Origin of the sequence: Paraburkholderia sp. CI2, from assembly GCF_014201055.1 — a bacterium.
GTDB classification, from domain to species: domain Bacteria; phylum Pseudomonadota; class Gammaproteobacteria; order Burkholderiales; family Burkholderiaceae; genus Paraburkholderia; species Paraburkholderia tuberum.
Map to the genome: position 1 here is coordinate 114,589 of NZ_JACHDL010000026.1, position 18,426 is coordinate 133,014.

Sequence of the window (18,426 nt, forward strand, 5' to 3'; positions counted from 1 at the left end):
ACGATGAGGGTTATTTGTACATGGTCTGGTTCTTCGTGCCCGGTGCGTACTCGCGCGGGTCGACCCAGATGTTGACCACCGCCGAGCGGCCGGTGCGATGAATCGCTTCGCGCGCACGCTGTAGCGCGCTCGCGATCTGCGCGGGATCGCGCACTTCCTCGCCATAACCGCCGAGCATTTCGGCGAATTTGCTGAACGGCACGTCGCCGAGCAGATTGCCGACGTTGCCGCGTTCTTCGCCGTATTTGGCAAGCTGGCCGTAGCGGATCTGGTTCATCGCCGAGTTGTTGCCGATCACCGCGAGATACGGTGCGCCGAAGCGGTTCGCGGTTTCCATGTCGAACGCGGTCATGCCGAACGAGCCGTCGCCGTAATAGCAGAGCACTTCCTTGTGCGGGTGCGCGAGCTTCGCCGCGAGCGCGAAGCCGGTGCCGACGCCGAGCGAGCCGAGCGCGCCGGGGTCCATCCACTGGCCGGGGCGGCGCGGGCGCACCGCTTGCGCGGAGATCGTCACGACGTCGCCGCCGTCGCCGATATAGACGGTGTCGTCGGACAGGAACTCGTTGAGTTCGTACGCGACACGATACGGATAAATCGGCGTGCTGTTCGAGCGGAACAGCGGCATCAGTTTTTCGGTTGCGCTCGCTTCGGCGTCGCGCAACTGCGCCATCCATTTGCGGCGCGCCTGACGCTTGTCGTCCTTGATACGACCGCTCGCGGCCTGCAGCACCGCGGCGAGAATCGCGCCCGGATCGCCGACCAGACCCAGATCGATATCGCGATTCTTGCCGACGGTTCGATAGTCCATATCGATCTGCACCAGCGTCAATTCCTTGCTGATGCGTCGGCCGTAACCCATGCGGAAATCGAACGGCGTGCCGACCACGATCAGCACGTCGGCATTCGCGAACGCCTGCGAACGCGTGCGATCGAAATGATGCGGATCGCCCGGCGGCAGCAGCCCGCGGCTCGCGCCATTGAAATAGCCGGGAATCTCGATGCCGCGCAGCAGCGCGATCGCTTCCTCGTGACCGCGCGCGGTCCACACCTGCTGGCCGTACAGGATCGCGGGGCGTTCCGCATCGACGAGAATGTCCGCCAGTTTCTCGATGTCGCGCGGGTCACCGATCGATTTCGTCGACGCGCGATAGCGGCCCGGCCGCGGCACGATCGCGCGCGACGCGTCGACTTCGCGGTCGAGCACGTCGCGCGGAATTTCCAGGTAGGCGGGACCGGGCGCGCCGTTGAAGCATTCGCGCGCGGCCATCGAGATCATGTCCGCGACGCGCTCGGTGCTCGACACGCTCGCGGCGAACTTCGTGATCGGCGCCATGATGTCGACGTGCGGCAGGTCCTGCAGCGAGCCCATCTTGTGCTGCGTCAGCGCGCCCTGCCCGCCGATGTGCAGGATCGGGCTTTCCGAGCGGAACGCGGTCGCGATGCCGGTCACCGCGTTCGTGCAGCCGGGGCCGGCGGTCGTCACCACGCAGCCGAGCTTGCCGGTCTGGCGCGCGTAGCCGTCGGCCGCGTGCGCGGCGACCTGCTCGTGGCGCACGTCGATGATGCGGATGCCTTCGTCGACGCAGCCGTCGTAGATATCGATGATGTGGCCGCCGCACAGCGTGAAGATCGTGTCGACCCCCTCGTTTTTCAGCGCCTTTGCGACCAGATGGCCGCCCGACACGACGCCCGCGTCGCGGGTCTTCTGCTTGAGCGTGTCGTCGGCGGTCGTGGTGGCCGTGGCCGGACTCAGGGATGAAACAACTGCAGACATGGTCATCTCCTCATCAATCGGATGTGCAACGGTTATCGACGGACGCGTCCGCTTCGATATACGTCCGGTTGCACCGACGTCTCACGGCTTCGAAGATACCGTATGTGATATATCACATTCCTTCAAGGCCAATTTCGAGACATAGACGGCGCGAAGTTTGTGCTGCTCGAGCTTGCCAGCCGCAGCTTTGCGCCGAATCTACAAGGCTCTGCGGCAGTCATTTCAAGGGAAAACACCAGGCCGTGCGTCACACCGGTCATTGTTGATATATCACATACCATATTTTTAAGACCGTCAAGCAAGGTTATCCCGCAGCGCGGCGGCGACCTCGTTTTGTTTGCCGTTCGCCGCCGCGCGACCTGCGCATCGCCCGACGTGCGCGCACGCAAAAAAGCCCGCGGTGCTTGCACACGCGGGCTTTTCGCAATCAGCAGCCAGGCAGCGTCTAGGCCGCCATCAATCGAGGAAATCGCAATTGGCTTCGACGAACGCCGCGAGATCGAGCGAATGCTGGCGCGTGAGCCGCTCGGCGAGTTCGGTGTCGCGCTTTTCGAGCGCCTCGATGATGCGCAGATGATCGACGATAGAGCGCGCGGCCCGGTCGCTCTGCGAGATGGTCATGCGCCGGATCGCGCGCACGTGGATGAAGATGTTCTTGATCGTGTCGAGAATGATCTGCGACTTCGACAGCTCGACAATCGCCTGATGAAACGCGATGTTCGCGTCCGAATACTCGGCGATATGCTCGGCCGGCGTCGTGTCGCGGAAATTGTCGAACATATGGCGCAAGCGGCCGATTTCCTCGTCGGTCGCATGCAGCGTGGCGAGCCGCGCGGCCATGCTTTCGAGCGCGGCCCACATCTGGATCATCTCGACGATTTCGCGTTTGCTCTTGCGCACGATGTAGATGCCACGCCGCGGCACCATGCGCAGGAAGCCTTCCTGCTCGAGCAGCGTCATCGCTTCGCGCACCGGCGTGCGGCTCACGCCGAGCGATTCGCTGAGCACGCGCTCGTCGAGACGGATTTCTTCGCGATTCTGGTAGATATCCGCGTCGGCGATTGCCTGACGCAGCATCGCATAGGCCTGATCGCGCAAGCTCGCACTCGCGCCGATTGGCTGCAACGACAGGGTCAACGGGGTGGCCACTGTTTCAGTTGGAAGTTCTGACGACATTCATCGCCTCTGCTTGAACACGCGCGCGATTCGGCGCCGCCGTTTTGCCGCGCTGCTCGCCCAGACCCACGAAGCGGCCATGTTGCGATGCAGGTGCAGCGACCGATTCGGGAATCCAGTCGGTCAGCAGAACGGTGGCGGCACAGCCCAACCCAACGACGGCCATGGCGAACAGCGCAAGAGGCACGAATTCCACGTGTAACTCCGGATGATTGAGAAGATTGATCCCTCAATCATATGCTGCAACGCCGCATTTTTCAATATTCGGTATGTAGTATATCAATGACTGTTGTTTTTAAGATTACTTTCACGTTAGCACGCCGCGCGCTGCGTGGGTTCGCCCACATCGTTCCCCGCGACGGTTCTCCGTGGCGCTCAGTGTAAACACGCAAAACGCGCGCTATTCGCGCAGCCGCGAGCGATCATCGCGCATGTTCTCCCTCACGCGGATTGTGAATTCCGGGTCGCGTCATTAACCTTCCGGACATTCCCTGCGCGGATCGATCGCGTCGAAAGCCTTCCCCGGGCGGCGCGATCGATTAAAGCACATATCACATTGAAGGAGACTCGATGAGCACCGCCCACCCGCAGGCCACAGTGGCCACTCACCGCAATGCGCGCAGTCAGGCGCGCAAGGCCGCGCTCGGCAGCTTTATCGGCGCCGTGGTCGACTGGTACGACTTCCTGTTGTACGGCATCGTCGCCGCGCTCGTGTTCAACGCTGAGTTCTTCCCGAACGTCGCCCCGGCGATGGGCACGCTTGCCGCGTTCGCGACCTTCGGCGTCGGCTTTCTGTTCCGGCCGCTCGGCGGCTTCGTGTTCGGCCATTACGGCGACCGGCTCGGACGCAAGCGCATGCTCGTGCTCACCGTGATGATGATGGGTCTGTCGACGGCCGCGATCGGTCTGCTGCCGGGGTTCTCGACGATCGGCTGGTTGGCGCCGGTGCTGCTCGTCACGCTGCGCGCAATCCAGGGCTTTGCGGTCGGCGGCGAATGGGGCGGCGCGGCGTTGATGGCCGTCGAAAGCGCGCCCGAGAAAAAGAAGGCCTTCTACAGTAGCGGCGTGCAGGTCGGCTACGGCGTCGGGCTCGTGCTGTCGACGGGACTCGTCGCGCTGATCAGCCGCTCGATGGACAACGCCGCGTTCCTCAGCTGGGGCTGGCGTCTGCCGTTTCTGTTCAGCGTCGTACTGGTGCTGATCGCGCTGTGGATCCGCTCGAGCATGGAGGAATCTCAGGAGTTCGTCGAGAAAGTCGGCCAGCATGGCGAGCGCCGCGTGCGCCTGCCGATCGTCGAAGCGCTGCTGCGCCATCCGAAAGCCTTCCTGCTGATCATCGCGCTGCGGCTCGCCGAGCTGTTCACGATGTACATCGTGACCGCGTTCGCGCTGAGCTACTCGACCACGAACCTGCACATGCCGCGCGAGTTTTTCCTGACGATCGGCTTCGTCGTCGGCGCGCTCAGCTGCGTGACGATTCCGTGCTTCGCCTGGCTCGCGGATCGCTTCGGCCGCCGTCGCATCTATATGATCGGCGCGCTGGTCGGCGTGTTCAGCGCGGTGCCGTTCTTCCTCGCGCTCGAAGCGCGTTCGACAGTATGGATCGTCGTGTTCGCGGTGATGCTTGCCAACATCGCGCACGACATGGTCGTCAGCGTCCAGCAGCCGATGTTCACCGAGCTGTTCGGCACCGAGTACCGCTATAGCGGCGCGGGTGTCGGCTATCAGGTAGCGAGCGTGGTCGGCGGCGGATTCACGCCGTTCATCGCGGTCGCGCTGGTCAGCTTCGCGGGCGGCTCGTGGCATCCGGTGGCCGCGTATCTGGCGATCGGCTGTCTGATCTCGGTACTCGTTGCAGCACGCATGAAGACCGGGCGCAAGATCGACTGACACCGGCGGAACTCGCTCTCGATACACGACGGGCCGGCGCGGCGAAGAAGCCGCGCCGGCCCGTTTCTTTTTGTGCCGCGCGTCGTGCGCGGCTCGCTTATTGGCGAATTTGCATAATGGCTCTAGTCGGAAATACCAAGGAACCCGCTCGGAGCGTCCCACGATTTGCACGATCGCGTGAAGAATACCCGCGTTTCACCAGGTTCACACCTTATGTCCGCGCGCTTCATATTGCGAAGCCATCGACCACGTCCTATTGTCGAGCCAAACACGATTTTGGGTACGTGGATCCAGGTCATATGAAATAAAAGTACATATAGCGATGACGCGACGGCGTGCGCAAGTTACACTCCGCCGCCTCAAGGTATATGCACGAAGCGCCGATAAACAGAACAACTGTAAGGAGACCCACTTATGAGTAGCATCAGCGAGCCGGGCGGCCAACGAGGCTCAGCCCCATTTTTTTCCAAACAGGCCACCGTCGCACAGCCCGGCTTTTCGCGCTGGATGGTGCCCCCCGCGGCGCTCGCCGTGCATCTGTGCATCGGTCAGGCCTATGCGTTCTCGGTATTCAACGGACCGCTGACCAAAGTGATCGGCATCACGCAGTCCGCGCCCGATGACTGGTCGCTGACCGCGCTCGGCTGGATCTTTTCGCTCGCGATCGTGTTCCTCGGTTTGTCGGCCGCATTCGCGGGCAAATGGCTCGAACACGTCGGTCCGCGCCGCACCATGTTCACGGCAGCATGCTGTTTCGGCGGCGGGTTCATGGTGTCCGCGCTCGGCGTCTATCTGCATCAGATCGTGCTGCTATATCTCGGTTACGGCGTGATCGGCGGGATCGGGCTGGGGCTCGGTTATGTGTCGCCGGTGTCGACGCTGATCCGCTGGTTCCCGGACCGCCGCGGCATGGCGACCGGCATGGCGATCATGGGCTTCGGTGGCGGCGCGATGATCGCGGCGCCGTTGTCGGTCGCGCTGATGAACCACTTTCATAGCGCAACGAGCGTGGGCGTCGCGGAGACCTTCGTCGTGCTCGGCATCGTCTACTTCATCTCGATGACGATCGGCGCCCTCGCGATCCGCGTGCCGCCCGCCGACTGGAAGCCGGCCGCCTGGACGCCGCCCGAAGTCACGCAGCACCGGCTGATCTCGCGCAACCACGTGCATATCGATCAGGCGTTGAAAACACCGCAGTTCTATCTGATCTGGTTCGTGCTGTTCCTGAACGTGACGGCCGGGATCGGCGTTCTCGGCCAGGCCTCGGTGATGATCCAGGAGAGCTTCAAGAACACCGTGACGGCGTCCGCTGCGGCCGGCTTCGTCGGATTGCTGTCGCTGTTCAACATGGGTGGACGTTTCGTGTGGTCGTCGGCATCGGACTGGATCGGTCGCAAGAACACCTACGCCATCTTCTTCGTGCTCGGCGCGGTGCTCTACTACTTCGTGCCCAGCTTTGCCGCGAACGGACAGATCGCGCTGTTCGTGCTGACGTACTGCATCATCCTGTCCATGTACGGCGGCGGCTTCGCGACGGTGCCGGCCTATCTCGCCGACATGTTCGGTACGGCGTTCGTCGGCGGCATTCATGGACGGCTCCTGACCGCGTGGGCGGCGGCGGGTGTAGCGGGTCCGGTGCTCGTCAATTACATCCGCGCATATGAAGTCGCGAACGGTGTCGCCAAAGCGGACGCGTACACGATGACCGTGCACATCATGGCCGTGCTGCTCGTGATCGGCTTTATCTGCAACCTGCTGGTCAAGCGTGTGGATGAGAAGCACCACATGACCGATGCACAAGTCGCCAAGGGCGCGTGAGGAGATCCATATGTCGACCGTTCAAACCGTACATCCGACCAACAAGGTGATGCTCGCGGTGTTCTGGGTGTATGTGATGATTCCGCTTGCCTGGGGGGTGATCAATACGCTGACGCAGGCGATGAAGTTGTTCAAGTGATGACCACCTGATGGGGTGCGCACCCCGGCCTGGTTGAGGGGCGGGTTGCCGATAGCGCGCCCCGCCGTAGTCTCCCCTCACCGCCCCAACCCACTATGCGCGATCTGCTGCTCGACAAACTGCGCAAACAACGCATGCATATGCGTCGTCGGATGCAAATCATCGGCGAACATGTAAGTCTGATCCGCATTGGCGCTCACGTAGGTTGCCGGCGAACATAGCAGCGCGGTGTCATCGGGCGTTTTCTTCGGATCGCAGGCCTGCCCCGTATTCGACACGGTAAAACCGTTCGCCTGAAAGCTTCCGATGAGCTGATTCGTCCACGTGTATGAATCGACCTCGATCACCTTCGACTGCAGCCCATCGGTTTGCAACGCGGTGTTCAACGTAGCGTTGAAAAGCTGCGACAACTGCGTGAGGTTCGCGCCACCATCGGCCGAAGCGAGCCCCTTCGGCGACAGCCCGATATTCGGCAGATTGATCACCACCACATGCGCGCCGCCGTTCTGCACGATCTGCCCGACGAGCTGGGCGAGCGTCGTGGCCGCCGCCTGCACGATCGGCGCCGCGGCGGGCAGGTTGCCGGCGCGGAGCACATCGTTCGCGCCCACCCACACGAGCACGAGCTGATTGGCGTTGAAGCTGCCGTGAGCGCTCAGATAGCTCGACAGTTGCTGATTGACAGGCATTTCGATGTTGCCGATGACGTCGCTCAGATAGTCGTACTGGTTCGCCGGCGTCGCCACCGTCGAGCCGCCTTCCGCATAACCGAGGCCGCTCTGCGCACTCAGCTTATGCGTGAAATCGATCGTGAACGCGGCGCTGAGCGTATCGCCGTAGTATTGCGCGACGTCCTGGGCCCACACCTGGCCGGGATTGGTCGTGAAACGCCCGCCTCCCACCGCGCTCGCGAGCGGCGCATAAGTCCCGACGTCCGACAGGCTGTCGCCGAACGACACGACCTGCAGCATGACGCCGCCAGCCGGCTCGGCCGCCGTGCTGCCGCCGCTACTCGACCCGCTGCTGCCGTTACCGCCCCCGCCGCAAGCCGAGAGCAGCACGATCGACATGGCAAAAACTACAGCGCGGATCTTGTCATTTATGCCTCGCATTTGCTCCTCCTCGCCGGGCGGGCCAGCGGTGTCGAGTGCCTCACGTGCGTGGTCGGTGCCGGATCGGTACCTGACCGCACGCGGCTCTTCAAACAAGCATCGCGTATGCCCGGCAAGGAAATGCGGCCCGCTCAAAGCCTCTCGAACACCACCTCCTGCGCGCCTTCCCACAGCACCTTCGTGCCGAGCTCGCGCAGTTTTTCCTTGCCTTCGACGATCGTCAGAAAATGATTGCCCGCGAGTTGCCCCATCTTGCTCGCGAAGCAGCATGAGCCATATGCGAGGATGATCTCGGTCTCGCTATAGCCGCCCGGATAGAACAGGATGTCGCCGACCGATGGATGGCTCGTGTGATTCTCGAAGCCGACCGCGACGCCGTCGTTCTCGAGCTTGAATTCGCCGAGCGGCACCCAGCAGCCCTCACCGCTCCAGCGCACATGGATCAGCTTCTGCCGGTACGGCAGCAGCTTCAGGAACGCGGCCACGGTCTGCGGCGCATCGGGATGGGTTTCGGCGATGAAGGCGTGGCCGCATGCAGTCATCTTGAGTCGGGTCATGGCGCGTTATCCGGTATGTGGGGTTCAAAAGCGGTTCGATTCTGTCGTCCGATGCAAGGCTTCGACAGATACAGTTGTCGGCGCCGCGGTCAGTCCAGTTAGACCACGTCCGATCGCGGGCGGCCGGCCGAACCGCGAAGCCTTGCGCCACGTGCCATGCCAGTTTGCACCGCGCGCCGCCACGAAAGTTCGTAGTTTGCAAGCCGCGCAATGCAAAGCACACTGCGCAAGTGCGTGATTCCTACTGTAGAAAGGCGAGCCGTTACGGCGTGCGCAGGCAAGCATCGGCCGGCGTGCATCTCAAGCGCGCAGCCGGTAGGCGAGCGGCGTCGCACCATAGCCACGCTTGAACTGCACGGAGAAATGACTGGCATTCTCGAAGCCAACTTCGAGCGCGATTTGCAGCACGGTTCGATCCGTGGCGCGCAGCAGCCTCGCCGCTTCCTTGAGCCGCAAGCGCGTCACGAACTGATGCGGCGTCTCCCCGGTCTCGCGGCGAAACACCCGGGCAAAATGAAAACTGCTTAGGCCGGCCTGCTCGGCCAGTTCGGCGATCGCCAGATCTTCGGCGAGATTGGTGCGGATGTACTCGGTCACTCGGCGAATCCGGCGCGGCACCAGCCGTTCGGGCCGCGTGGCGCCGCCGCGTCGCGCGTCGTTGCCGCTCGAATAGTGCTGCAGCAGGTGCGCGGCGAGCGCGTGAGCCAGCGTATCGACATACAGACGCGAATCGGCCGGATCGCGGGCGGCGCGATGCAGCGCGGCAAGCATCGCGGCGATCAGCGGATCGTTGAAGCGCATCGCGTCGCCGAGCGACAGTTCACGCGACGCGTCGAGCCCCATCTGTTGCGCGACGCTGTCGATCAAATCGCGCTCGATGTGCACGTGCAACGTAGACAACGGCTCGTCGCTGATCGAATGCCAGCGCCACGAGATCGGCGTGGGCGGCACGAACCACAGGTCGTTCACGCGCATATCGGCGCTTTCCCAAGCTCCGCCGAGGTTGCGTTCGAGATGCTCGGCGCCGCTCGCGAGCGTCATCAGCGTGAAGTCGCGCAAACCGGGCGCTTCGAGCAGGTCTTGCCGCACCGGCTCGAGATACGAGCGCAGCACCAGATGCCGCCACTCGCGATCCACGCTCGACACGAGTCGCTGGCCGGCCATTTAGCGGTCGTAGGCGAGCGTCGTCGTGAGCTTGGGAATTCGTGCCATCACATCCCCTCGAAGGAGGTGCCGTATGGAAGGAGAAACGCCGCCGTACCCGTATTGCCGGTCCACTGTCAGCGCAAGATCACAAAAATGATAGCAAGGAACCGGCTACCGACATTTCACGAAATCGCTAATCATTGAGGTTGTCGTCTTTCACGCGTTTAGAACGCCGGAGCTACCGTTTCATGGAACATGAATGCGATACGCTGCCGCAATGGCTGACCGGCTCGCCGCAAGGCGAAGCCGGGCACGCGTCGGCAGCACACCCGAGAGCGGCATCCGCCCAACCGGCTTACCCGGCCGGCGCGCGGCACGCCGCGCAATCAGCCCACGCGGCTGAAGCAGTGAAGATGTCTCCCCGCGCCGCGAATGGTGCGGGTCGCAGTGGCTTTCTGACTCTGTTCACCGAGGAAGAAATCGGCACGCCGTCGCCCGCGGCGCGGCGGGCCGCGCCGCTGATCGGTCCGCTCGGACGGTTCGGCAGCGCGCAGGACCGCATGGAGTTCGTGCGTCAGCGCATCAGGCAATTGGGCTTCGACTCGTTCAGCTATACCGCCACGCGCACGTCTTCGCATCACAAGACGATGTTCGTGTTGACGAGCTACGAGTCGCAGGCCTGGCTCACGCGCTATTTCCGCGAGCGCTATTTCGAGCTCGATCCGCGCGTCGCGCTCGCGTCGCCGACCGGCATGCCATTTCTGTGGAATATCGCCGACCTGCGCGCCGATCTGCCGCGCGCGCAGCTGCGCAGCGAGCGGCTCGGCGCGCTGATCGACATGCTGGAGGCGACCGGCCGCAAGAGCGGCATTCTCACGCAGATGCCGCTGCCGGAGCCGGAGCTGAGCGCGAGCCTGTGCTTCAATTCGGAGATCGGCAACCCGCGCTGGATGACCGAATCGATCGTCGCGGAAACGCTGATGTTCGCGCACTCGATTCATGAGTTCATCTGGATGCACGCGAAAAGCGTGATCGGCATCGCGCCCGCGCAGCAGCAGCGCGTCGCGCTCAGCAAGCTGCAGCACGCGGTGCTGAAGGCGGTCGTGCAGGGGCAGCGCGACAAGGAAATCGCGTATTTCCTCGGGCTGTCGCCGCATAACGTCGACTATCATCTGCGGCGCTTGCGGCAGCTGTTCAACGTGCGCAACCGCGTGCAGTTGATCAATGTCGCGCAGGCGTATCTGTTGTAGTCGGCGTCTGCGCGTATCGATGAAGAGGGCGCGACGGCTTTTCGCTGTCGCGCCCTCTGCTAATCGCGCGGTCTTATCAGCTTTTCAAGCGATAGCCGGTCCTGAAGATCCAGCCGACGATCACGAGGAACACCGCGAGGAACAGCAGTGTCATGCCGAGACTCAGGCCGACGCCGACGTCGCCCAACTCGTAGAAGCTCCAGCGAAATCCGCTGACCAGATAAACGATCGGATTGAACAGCGTGACGGCGCGCCAGAACGGCGGCAGCATGTCCACCGAATAGAAGGCGCCGCCGAGAAACGTGAGCGGCGTGACGATCAGGAGCGGCACCAGTTGCAGCTTCTCGAAGTTGTCCGCCCAGATGCCGATGATGAAGCCGAGCAGACTGAACGTGACGGCCGTCAGCACGAGAAACAGCACCATCCAGAATGGATGCATGATCTGCAACGGCACGAACAGCGCGGCGGTCGCGAGAATGATGAGCCCGAGCAGGATCGACTTGGTGGCCGCCGCGCCCACATAGCTGACGACGATCTCCAGATACGATACGGGCGCCGACAGCAGCTCGTAGATCGTGCCCGTGAAACGCGGGAAGTAAATTCCGAACGACGCGTTCGCGATGCTTTGCGACAGCAGCGACAACATGATCAGACCCGGCACGATGAACGCGCCGTAGCTGATGCCCTCCACTTCCTTGATACGCGAGCCGATCGCCGAGCCGAACACGACGAAGTACAGCGACGTGGAAATCACCGGCGCGATGATGCTTTGCATCAGCGTGCGCCACGTGCGCGCCATTTCGAACTTGTAGATCGCGCGCATTGCGTAGATGTTCATGGGTTCCCCCGCAGCAGACTGACGAAAATGTCTTCGAGCGAACTCTGCGTGGTGTGCAGGTCCTTGAAGCGGATACCGGCGTCGTCGAGCGATTTCAGCAGCGCGATGATGTCGGTGCGCCCGCCCTCGCCTTCATAGGTGTAGGTCAGTTCGTTGCCGCCGTTCGCGACCGCGAGCCCGTAGCCGGCGAGCGAAGCCGGCACCGTGTCGAGGGGGCTCTCCAGTTGCAGCGTCAACTGCTTCGTGCCGAGCTTGCGCATCAGCTCGGTCTTCTCTTCGACCAGCATGATTTCGCCCGCGTTGATCACGCCGATGCGGTCGGCCATCTCCTCGGCTTCGTCGATGTAATGCGTGGTCAGGATGATCGTCACGCCGCTCGCCGCGAGCGAGCGCACGAGCTTCCACATGTCGCGCCGCAGCTCGACGTCGACGCCGGCGGTCGGCTCATCGAGAAACAGCACGCGCGGCTCGTGCGACAGCGCCTTCGCGATCAACACGCGCCGCTTCATGCCGCCCGACAGCGTGATGATCTTGTTGTCGCGCTTCTCCCATAGCGACAGGTCGCGCAGCACTTTCTCGATGTAAGCGGGGTTCTTCGGCTTGCCGAACAGGCCGCGGCTGAACGACACGGTGGCCCAGACGGTTTCGAACGCGTCCGTGGTCAACTCCTGCGGCACGAGGCCGATCAGCGAGCGGGCCGCGCGATAGTTGGAGCCGATGTCGTGGCCGTCCACCGTCACGCCGCCTTCGCTCGCGTTGACGATGCCGCAGACGATGCTGATCAGCGTGGTCTTGCCCGCGCCATTCGGCCCGAGCAGCGCGAAGATTTCTCCACGGTGGATCGCCAGATTGATGTTCTTCAGTGCCTGAAAACCGCTGGCATAGGTTTTCGACAGATTCTTGACCGAAACGATTGGCTGCATGGACTCGATGATGACCGACACCGCTGTTGAATGACAGGAAACGGTGCGAAGGAACGCGCCGCATCCGCAATGTAATGGAAAGTGCGAAAGCGTGCAGCGCACGCGAGCGGACGAACAGATCGTGCGGTTGCGGCGCTACGTGCGCGAAAAGGCGGTGGCGCTCGGGCTGTCGGCTCGTCGGGCGTGGGCCCCGGCTCGGTCCGCACGCTTTGTTGCGCGGCTCGCCGGTCAAACAGGTGCTGCGACGACTCAGACCTCAGGGCTGCGCACAGACAAAACTACTCGCCAGATTTACATTGCCTCGGCCGAGATAGCGCGGAAACCCGGGATAGCGGCACAGCGGCCGCGAGCGTCCATTCGTCGCCGCGGCGAGATCTGTGGCCATCAGCGTTTCGGGTGCGACGCCGCGCGTGACCCACGCGTCGAGCGCGCCGAGCAGATCGACCGATGGAATGAACACGCCGTTGCCATGCTGAAACCCCGGCACCATGTACAGCCGCATGAAGCGATCGACCTCGTCCTTGCCGAAACGCGCGACTAGCGCGTCGTGATATGCGATCGTCTGGTTCGGGCTGATCACTTCGTCGGCGAGACCCTGCAGCGTGATCAGCTTGCCGCCGTGCGCGATGTAACGCGACAGGTCGGGGTTCATCGCGCCGATCGTGGCCGACAGCGCGATCAGTTGCGCGCGATATTTGCCGGGGCGTTGCGGATCGAACGTCAACGAATCGAAGTCCGCATCGCGCGCGACGAAGTAGCGCAGATAGCCGTCGCCTTGCGCGAACAGATAACCGTTTGCATAGAAAGTCGGTACCGGCTGACGCCGCGGCTGATGCGCGAGCCCGAGCGCGCCGGTCAGTTGCGTGCCCTGGAACACGTTGTAGCCGCGATAGCCGCTCACGTCCCACGCGAGCCGAAACGGCAGCGACAGCCCGTCGCGCATCGCCAGCAAGGTGGCCAGTTGCGCGTCGGTCAGACACGCATCGTCAGATGAAGGGCGCAGCGCGCAACGCAGCGAATCGACAATTTGCGCTTCGTGCGCGCGACATGCTTCGACGTCGCTGACGATGCCGTCCGCCATGCCGTCGAGCCGGTCGCATACCTCGAGCGTGCGTTGATAGACGCGTTCGAGCAGCGCCGGCGGCACGAAGCCGCCCGGCATACCGTACTCGGCCTGGCCGAGCTTCACGCCGATCAGCCGCACGCCGGAAAAATTCAGCGCGGGCGCATTGGCGATCACGCCGTCGTAGTCGTCGGGGAAGCGCTGCATCACCGTGTAGCCTTCGCGGCCCCCCGTCGAGCCGCCGGCAAAATACATGCGCTGCGGCGGCCTGCCGTACGCGTGCGCGATCAACGCGAGCGCGACGTCATGGGTTTTCTTCAGATGCGCGTAGCCGAAGTTCGTCACCGCTTCATCGACGAGACCAAACTCCGCGAGCGACGAATCGCCGACATGCCCCGAGTCGTCACCGAACGTCGCGTAGCCTTGCGCGAGCGGCGCGCGATCCGGCCAGAACGGCATCACGCCGGTGCCGCTGACAACCACGCCGTTGTACCCGCCGCCGCCGATCTGCAACGCACGGCCATTCCAGCGACTCGGCAGATTCAGATCGAAGCGGATGTCGGGCGTCGTCCGATGCAGCGCCTTGATGCGGCCCGTGATGCGGCAATACTCGCCGCCTTGCTGATTGCCCGGCGCGGTCGCACCGATCATCGCCGCGCTTTCGATCAGCGCGCCGGCCGTCGGCATCTCGATCAATTCGGGCGACAGCACCGCACCCGCGAACTCCGAGCAGTGCATCGCGAACGGTGTCTCTTTGGCCTGCGCGGCCGTGCGATGCATCGCGAGCCACGCGAGCACGACGACGCTCATCACGGTCGCGAGTCCAACGAGCTTGCGCGTAGTGCGCATCGTGGTCGTGATGCGCCCGCGGCGCTCGCGTCGTGTCATTCGCAACCCGCGCCATTCGCCTGTGCGCCCGACTGCTGCCCTTTCCAGCCGCTCCAGCCGCGCGCGATCATCAGCAGCGCGCCGATCGCCGCGAAGTCGCCGCCGAGCCCGACCAGCACCGCGCGAAAGCCGTGAAACGTGTGCGGTGTCGCCGTGTCGATGATCAACGACACCAGCGTGCCGGTGACGAAGCACACGAGTCCGGTGCGCCCCACCGTCACGACGGCGGGCAGCCGCCTCGCTAGCCACGCGATACTGCCCATCCGCACGAACTGGGCGGCGAGCCACGCGATGACGATGAAATTGATCACACGTTCCACTGAAAGATTCTGCTTGTGCGTGCCGGACAAAGGCTGCGTCAGCACGAAAAGTTTGACCATCGCGAAGCCAAGCACCGCGACCACCGCGACGCGCGTGAGCCACTGTGCGGTATAGCTCGCATGAAAACGTTCGCTGATCGGCTGCACGCGGCACAGCATACCGAGCACGAACATCAGTTGCCACGCAAACGGATTAAAAGCCCAGTCGGCGACAGCGTCAATGCTGAATAACGCGGCGAGCGGCCGCGCGACGGCCCACACCGCGACGCTCACCGCGAGCGCGAGCGATGCAGAGCGGCGCGCGAGCGGCACCATCACGGGCACGCATAGCGCGAACAGCACGTACATCGGCAGCACGCTGGACAGATACGGTTGCCGGCGCAACAGCGCGATATCGAATGCCTGACGCCATGGCTGCAACGCGAACGGCGGCCAGCCGGTCATTTCTACCATCGGCCGATTCAGATCGAGCAGCGCGAGAATCGCGCCGGACACGAGCGTCAGCATCGCCGTCAACAGATACGCGCGATAGATCTCCCCGCAGCGTTTGAGGAAGCGCAGCTGCGCCGCGTGTTCGCCGCGATGCGCAAGCACCGCCGTATACGCCGCCGCCGATGCGTAGCCGCCGAGAAACACGAACACCTCGGCCGAATCGCACAACGCGTACGCGTGCAGCATCAGATGCGATAGCGTGCTGCCGGGAATGTGATCGAGCACGATGACGATCAGCACGATACCGCGAAAAAAATCGACTTCGACCGATCGTCCAAGGCCACGGCCTGGGGTTTCCATTCGTCTTCTCGAAGAATGCGCGCTGGCGGCACGCAAGAACGTCAATGGCCACGCATCAGCGGGTGCGATCCTGAACGCACGCAGGCTTTCTTATCGAGCTTCGGTCCGATCCGTCAGCACTTCGCGCTCAAGCGAAGGCCGGCATGACCAGCCGGATGGCGGGCTGTTCGCTAAAGGGATCGGTGGCTGGCGGAAACCATGTCGCACTCCTGTCCTCACCTAACCGCTTGACCACAGTTGGGGCTCTGCGGCGTGCACGGCAGAAGTATTTGTGACGTTGCGCGGCGAGCCTTGCCTGCTGTGGCGCGCTGTTGATCAACACGGGACTGAACTCGATATCTTCATGGAGGATGGCGGCTCTCAGCGTTCTTTCCCGCTCGAGAAACTCCAGCTGCAGGCGAGTCTGCCGGAGAGCGAAATCGGTATAGCGATCCTCGACGTAGTCCGTGACCGTCGATTTCAGCACAACGCCGGTCAACAGCACCAGGACAAACGAGACCGCGACGCCCGCGCCCATGACGAGCGTCCGCTGATAGCGGTTCAGCCTGCTCGGCTCATCAACGCGTGAGTCGCCGTTGAGCGTGTGAACCACGCGTTCATGCCCACTGGAGCTTGTGCTCGGTGATGGCATGGCGGACCTGAATCAGTGACGCAAGACTTGAATCAGTGACGCAAGGATTGGTTTCAGCATCATACGGCGATTCCGACTCGTTGCGTGATTGATATCGATCGAGGCGCCTGCATCGGCGACGGATTTCGCTGAACCGCCGACGCTTGCTCAAGCATATAAACCGGCTCTTTCCGCTATCCGTCGCCGGTCACGATTGCTGACGGTGCCACGCTTTCCGCAATAGCCGACAGTACCGTCATCCCAAGGCGCTTCAGCGCTCGAATTCGGGGCAGAGCCGATTCGGACAGGTCCTATTTTCGTTCAATCTCAAAAATATAGACTGAACCCAGCTAGAGAGATTTAGCGCAAGCCAGTCCCCAAGTGCCTCAGCAAAATCCGGCCGATTCTTACGGCGGCCATGAGCTCACGGGAATCTGATCGCCCCAGTTTTTGCATCTGAAATTCAACAGCAAAAAATGGCAATGGCGATTTGGAATTAGTTCGCATAACTCAATTCTTTTCATAGCCTTTAAAAGGAATCATGTCATGAACAAGTCCTATCGCACCATCTGGAATGAAGCCCTTGGGTCGTGGGTGGCAGCCTCCGAAAACGCGGTTGCGCGCGGCAAGCGCAACAAGGCTAAGGTTTGTGCAGTTGTGGCGACTGCGGTTGTGGCCGCAGCCTCGTGGGCGCCGGCAGCGCACGCCCAGTACAACGCGGGCGGAGGTGTCGCCAAGGGATTACATTCGATTGCAATTGGCTCAGGGGCAAAGACTGATGGTACGAATATCAACAGCATAGCTATGGGGTATAACGCTTTCGCAACTTCTGGTACGTCGGCAGGTGCATATAGTGCTACGGCTATCGGCACGAATGCGAACGCAGTCGGCGATGGTGCTGCGGCACTCGGTGATAACGCCAGGGCCACTGCGGACAAGACGACTGCAATTGGTCGCGATGCAATCGCCAACGCGGTACAGTCAAGCGCAATCGGCGCAGGCGCCGCGGCTAGTGGGGAGGGCTCCACAGCAGTCGGCGCAGAATCCAATGCGAGCGGGGACGGGGCGACAGCACTCGGCCTTCAGGCGAGCGCATCGGCTAGGAACTCAGTCGCTTTGGGGTTTGGCGCACTTAGCACAGGCGACGCTGGCATTGCAATTGGTCAGCTAGCTACTTCGGAAGGGACTGCCTCCATGGCGATGGGTGCATACGCCACTTCGACAGGGAACTACTCAGTTGCGATGGGTCTGCTCGCTGATTCGGCAGGGGATAACTCAGTGGCACTGGGTTATGGCGCCTCTGCATCGGCGGCTAACTCGGTGGCCTTGGGTGCGGGTTCGACCACGACGGCCGACCTTGGCGCAGCAGCTTACAACCCGGGTACGACTGCACTGTCGGGCACGACCAGCGGCGAAGTGTCGATGGGTTCGTCGGGCAAGGAACGTCGCCTGGCGAATGTGGCGGCCGGTTCGGCTGCGACGGATGCGGTGAACGTCGGCCAGTTGCAGTCGGAGGCGGCGAAGTCGAACCAGATCGGTGCGGATACCGCGACAGCACTCGGTGGTGGCTCGACCTACAACCCGACCAACGGTGCGATCAGTGCGCCGAGCTACAGCGTGGGGGGCACGGCGGTGAGCAATGTGGGTGATGCAATTACCAACATCGACGGGCGTACGGCGCTGAACGCGACGAACATCGCGACCAACACGACGAACATCGCGGCCAACCAGACGGCGATCACCGGCATCGACGGCCGCGTGAGCAACGTGGAAGGCTCGGTCACGAACCTGACGCAGCAGCTGGACGGCGGCAGCGTCGGCCTGGTGCAGCAGGACGCGACCAGCAAGACCATCACGGTGGCCAGGGACCTGGACGGCACGACGGTGGACTTCAGTGGCACCGATGGCGCGCGCTCGCTGAGCGGCGTGAAGGCCGGTGCGCTGAGCGACACCAGCACCGAAGCGGTGAACGGTTCGCAGCTGCACGCGACCAACCAGAACGTGACGACCAACGCGACCAACATCGCGACCAACACGACGAACATCGCGGCCAACACGACGGCGATCACCAGCATCGACGGCCGCGTGACCAACGTGGAAGGCTCGGTCACGAACCTGACGCAGCAACTG

At 62.8% G+C, this 18,426-nt stretch carries 15 protein-coding genes and 2 pseudogenes; 7 read left to right on the plus strand and 10 right to left on the minus strand.

The window, feature by feature from the left end; genetic code table 11:
- Positions 1-10: 10 nt before the first annotated feature.
- From HDG32_RS28980 to HDG32_RS28990, 3 genes are all read right to left on the minus strand, one after another.
- Complete coding sequence (locus HDG32_RS28980) at positions 11-1,774, minus strand: thiamine pyrophosphate-binding protein (RefSeq protein WP_184072564.1); 1,764 nt, start codon at positions 1,772-1,774, stop codon at positions 11-13.
- A gap of 456 nt (positions 1,775-2,230) precedes the next feature.
- Positions 2,231-2,950 (minus strand): GntR family transcriptional regulator, encoded by a 720-nt coding sequence (locus tag HDG32_RS28985; RefSeq protein WP_013091210.1) that lies wholly within the window; start codon positions 2,948-2,950, stop codon positions 2,231-2,233.
- Complete coding sequence (locus HDG32_RS28990) at positions 2,928-3,146, minus strand: hypothetical protein (RefSeq protein ID WP_184010619.1); 219 nt, start codon at positions 3,144-3,146, stop codon at positions 2,928-2,930. The genes HDG32_RS28985 and HDG32_RS28990 overlap by 23 nt, the downstream gene beginning before the upstream one ends.
- A 374-nt stretch (positions 3,147-3,520) precedes the next feature.
- Here HDG32_RS28990 and shiA point away from each other — a divergent pair, with 374 nt between their 5' ends.
- From shiA to HDG32_RS29005, 3 genes are all read left to right on the plus strand, one after another.
- Entirely contained in the window at positions 3,521-4,840 is a 1,320-nt protein-coding gene (shiA, locus tag HDG32_RS28995) for a shikimate transporter (protein ID WP_184072566.1), read from the plus strand.
- Positions 4,841-5,254: 414 nt separating this feature from the next.
- Entirely contained in the window at positions 5,255-6,658 is a 1,404-nt protein-coding gene (locus HDG32_RS29000) for an OFA family MFS transporter (protein ID WP_184072568.1), read from the plus strand.
- Between the two features lie 10 nt (positions 6,659-6,668).
- Positions 6,669-6,797, plus strand: a complete 129-nt coding sequence (locus HDG32_RS29005) for an oxalate:formate antiporter (protein ID WP_090809263.1) — start codon at positions 6,669-6,671, stop codon at positions 6,795-6,797.
- 77 nt (positions 6,798-6,874) lie between these two features.
- Here HDG32_RS29005 and HDG32_RS29010 read toward each other — a convergent pair whose 3' ends face one another.
- The 3 genes from HDG32_RS29010 to HDG32_RS29020 form a co-directional block, all read right to left on the minus strand.
- Positions 6,875-7,909: an SGNH/GDSL hydrolase family protein gene (locus tag HDG32_RS29010; RefSeq protein ID WP_184072569.1), complete on the minus strand. Its 1,035-nt coding sequence runs from the start codon at positions 7,907-7,909 to the stop codon at positions 6,875-6,877.
- Positions 7,910-8,040: 131 nt separating this feature from the next.
- Entirely contained in the window at positions 8,041-8,466 is a 426-nt protein-coding gene (locus HDG32_RS29015; RefSeq protein ID WP_018424716.1) for a DUF3830 family protein, read from the minus strand.
- Positions 8,467-8,766: 300 nt separating this feature from the next.
- A complete protein-coding gene (locus HDG32_RS29020) occupies positions 8,767-9,630 on the minus strand; it encodes an AraC family transcriptional regulator (RefSeq protein WP_260336636.1) in 864 nt (287 codons plus the stop codon).
- Between the two features lie 230 nt (positions 9,631-9,860).
- Here HDG32_RS29020 and HDG32_RS29025 point away from each other — a divergent pair, with 230 nt between their 5' ends.
- Complete coding sequence (locus HDG32_RS29025) at positions 9,861-10,862, plus strand: LuxR family transcriptional regulator (RefSeq protein WP_184072571.1); 1,002 nt, start codon at positions 9,861-9,863, stop codon at positions 10,860-10,862.
- A gap of 76 nt (positions 10,863-10,938) precedes the next feature.
- Here HDG32_RS29025 and HDG32_RS29030 read toward each other — a convergent pair whose 3' ends face one another.
- From HDG32_RS29030 to HDG32_RS29045, 4 genes are all read right to left on the minus strand, one after another.
- A complete protein-coding gene (locus HDG32_RS29030) occupies positions 10,939-11,700 on the minus strand; it encodes an ABC transporter permease (protein ID WP_184072573.1) in 762 nt (253 codons plus the stop codon).
- The gene (locus tag HDG32_RS29035; RefSeq protein ID WP_184037299.1) at positions 11,697-12,623 is read right to left on the minus strand and encodes an ABC transporter ATP-binding protein; all 927 of its coding nucleotides are present in this window, start codon (positions 12,621-12,623) and stop codon (positions 11,697-11,699) included. Before HDG32_RS29035 ends, HDG32_RS29030 begins: the two co-directional genes overlap by 4 nt.
- A 256-nt stretch (positions 12,624-12,879) precedes the next feature.
- Complete coding sequence (locus tag HDG32_RS29040; protein WP_184072575.1) at positions 12,880-14,574, minus strand: tannase/feruloyl esterase family alpha/beta hydrolase; 1,695 nt, start codon at positions 14,572-14,574, stop codon at positions 12,880-12,882.
- Complete coding sequence (locus HDG32_RS29045) at positions 14,571-15,686, minus strand: OpgC domain-containing protein (protein ID WP_184072577.1); 1,116 nt, start codon at positions 15,684-15,686, stop codon at positions 14,571-14,573. The genes HDG32_RS29040 and HDG32_RS29045 overlap by 4 nt, the downstream gene beginning before the upstream one ends.
- Before the next feature lie 66 nt (positions 15,687-15,752).
- Here HDG32_RS29045 and HDG32_RS29050 point away from each other — a divergent pair.
- The 3 genes and pseudogenes from HDG32_RS29050 to HDG32_RS29060 form a co-directional block, all read left to right on the plus strand.
- Positions 15,753-15,821, plus strand: a pseudogene (locus HDG32_RS29050) (transposase); the annotation flags it as partial.
- Between the two features lie 127 nt (positions 15,822-15,948).
- Positions 15,949-16,030, plus strand: a pseudogene (locus HDG32_RS36775) (IS6 family transposase); the annotation flags it as partial.
- 812 nt (positions 16,031-16,842) lie between these two features.
- Positions 16,843-18,426: ESPR-type extended signal peptide-containing protein (locus tag HDG32_RS29060; protein ID WP_260336637.1), on the plus strand; the 1,584-nt coding region annotated here is incomplete at its 3' end.

Coding starts and splice junctions, on each gene's coding strand:
- HDG32_RS28980 (WP_184072564.1), bottom strand. CDS start 1,774: ATGTCTGCAGTTGTTTCATCCCTGAGTCCGGCCACGGCCACCACGACC.
- HDG32_RS28985 (WP_013091210.1), bottom strand. CDS start 2,950: ATGTCGTCAGAACTTCCAACTGAAACAGTGGCCACCCCGTTGACCCTG.
- shiA (WP_184072566.1), top strand. CDS start 3,521: ATGAGCACCGCCCACCCGCAGGCCACAGTGGCCACTCACCGCAATGCG.
- HDG32_RS29000 (WP_184072568.1), top strand. CDS start 5,255: ATGAGTAGCATCAGCGAGCCGGGCGGCCAACGAGGCTCAGCCCCATTT.
- HDG32_RS29005 (WP_090809263.1), top strand. CDS start 6,669: ATGTCGACCGTTCAAACCGTACATCCGACCAACAAGGTGATGCTCGCG.
- HDG32_RS29010 (WP_184072569.1), bottom strand. CDS start 7,909: ATGCGAGGCATAAATGACAAGATCCGCGCTGTAGTTTTTGCCATGTCG.
- HDG32_RS29015 (WP_018424716.1), bottom strand. CDS start 8,466: ATGACCCGACTCAAGATGACTGCATGCGGCCACGCCTTCATCGCCGAA.
- HDG32_RS29020 (WP_260336636.1), bottom strand. CDS start 9,630: ATGGCCGGCCAGCGACTCGTGTCGAGCGTGGATCGCGAGTGGCGGCAT.
- HDG32_RS29025 (WP_184072571.1), top strand. CDS start 9,861: ATGGAACATGAATGCGATACGCTGCCGCAATGGCTGACCGGCTCGCCG.
- HDG32_RS29030 (WP_184072573.1), bottom strand. CDS start 11,700: ATGAACATCTACGCAATGCGCGCGATCTACAAGTTCGAAATGGCGCGC.
- HDG32_RS29035 (WP_184037299.1), bottom strand. CDS start 12,623: ATGCAGCCAATCGTTTCGGTCAAGAATCTGTCGAAAACCTATGCCAGC.
- HDG32_RS29040 (WP_184072575.1), bottom strand. CDS start 14,574: ATGACACGACGCGAGCGCCGCGGGCGCATCACGACCACGATGCGCACT.
- HDG32_RS29045 (WP_184072577.1), bottom strand. CDS start 15,686: ATGGAAACCCCAGGCCGTGGCCTTGGACGATCGGTCGAAGTCGATTTT.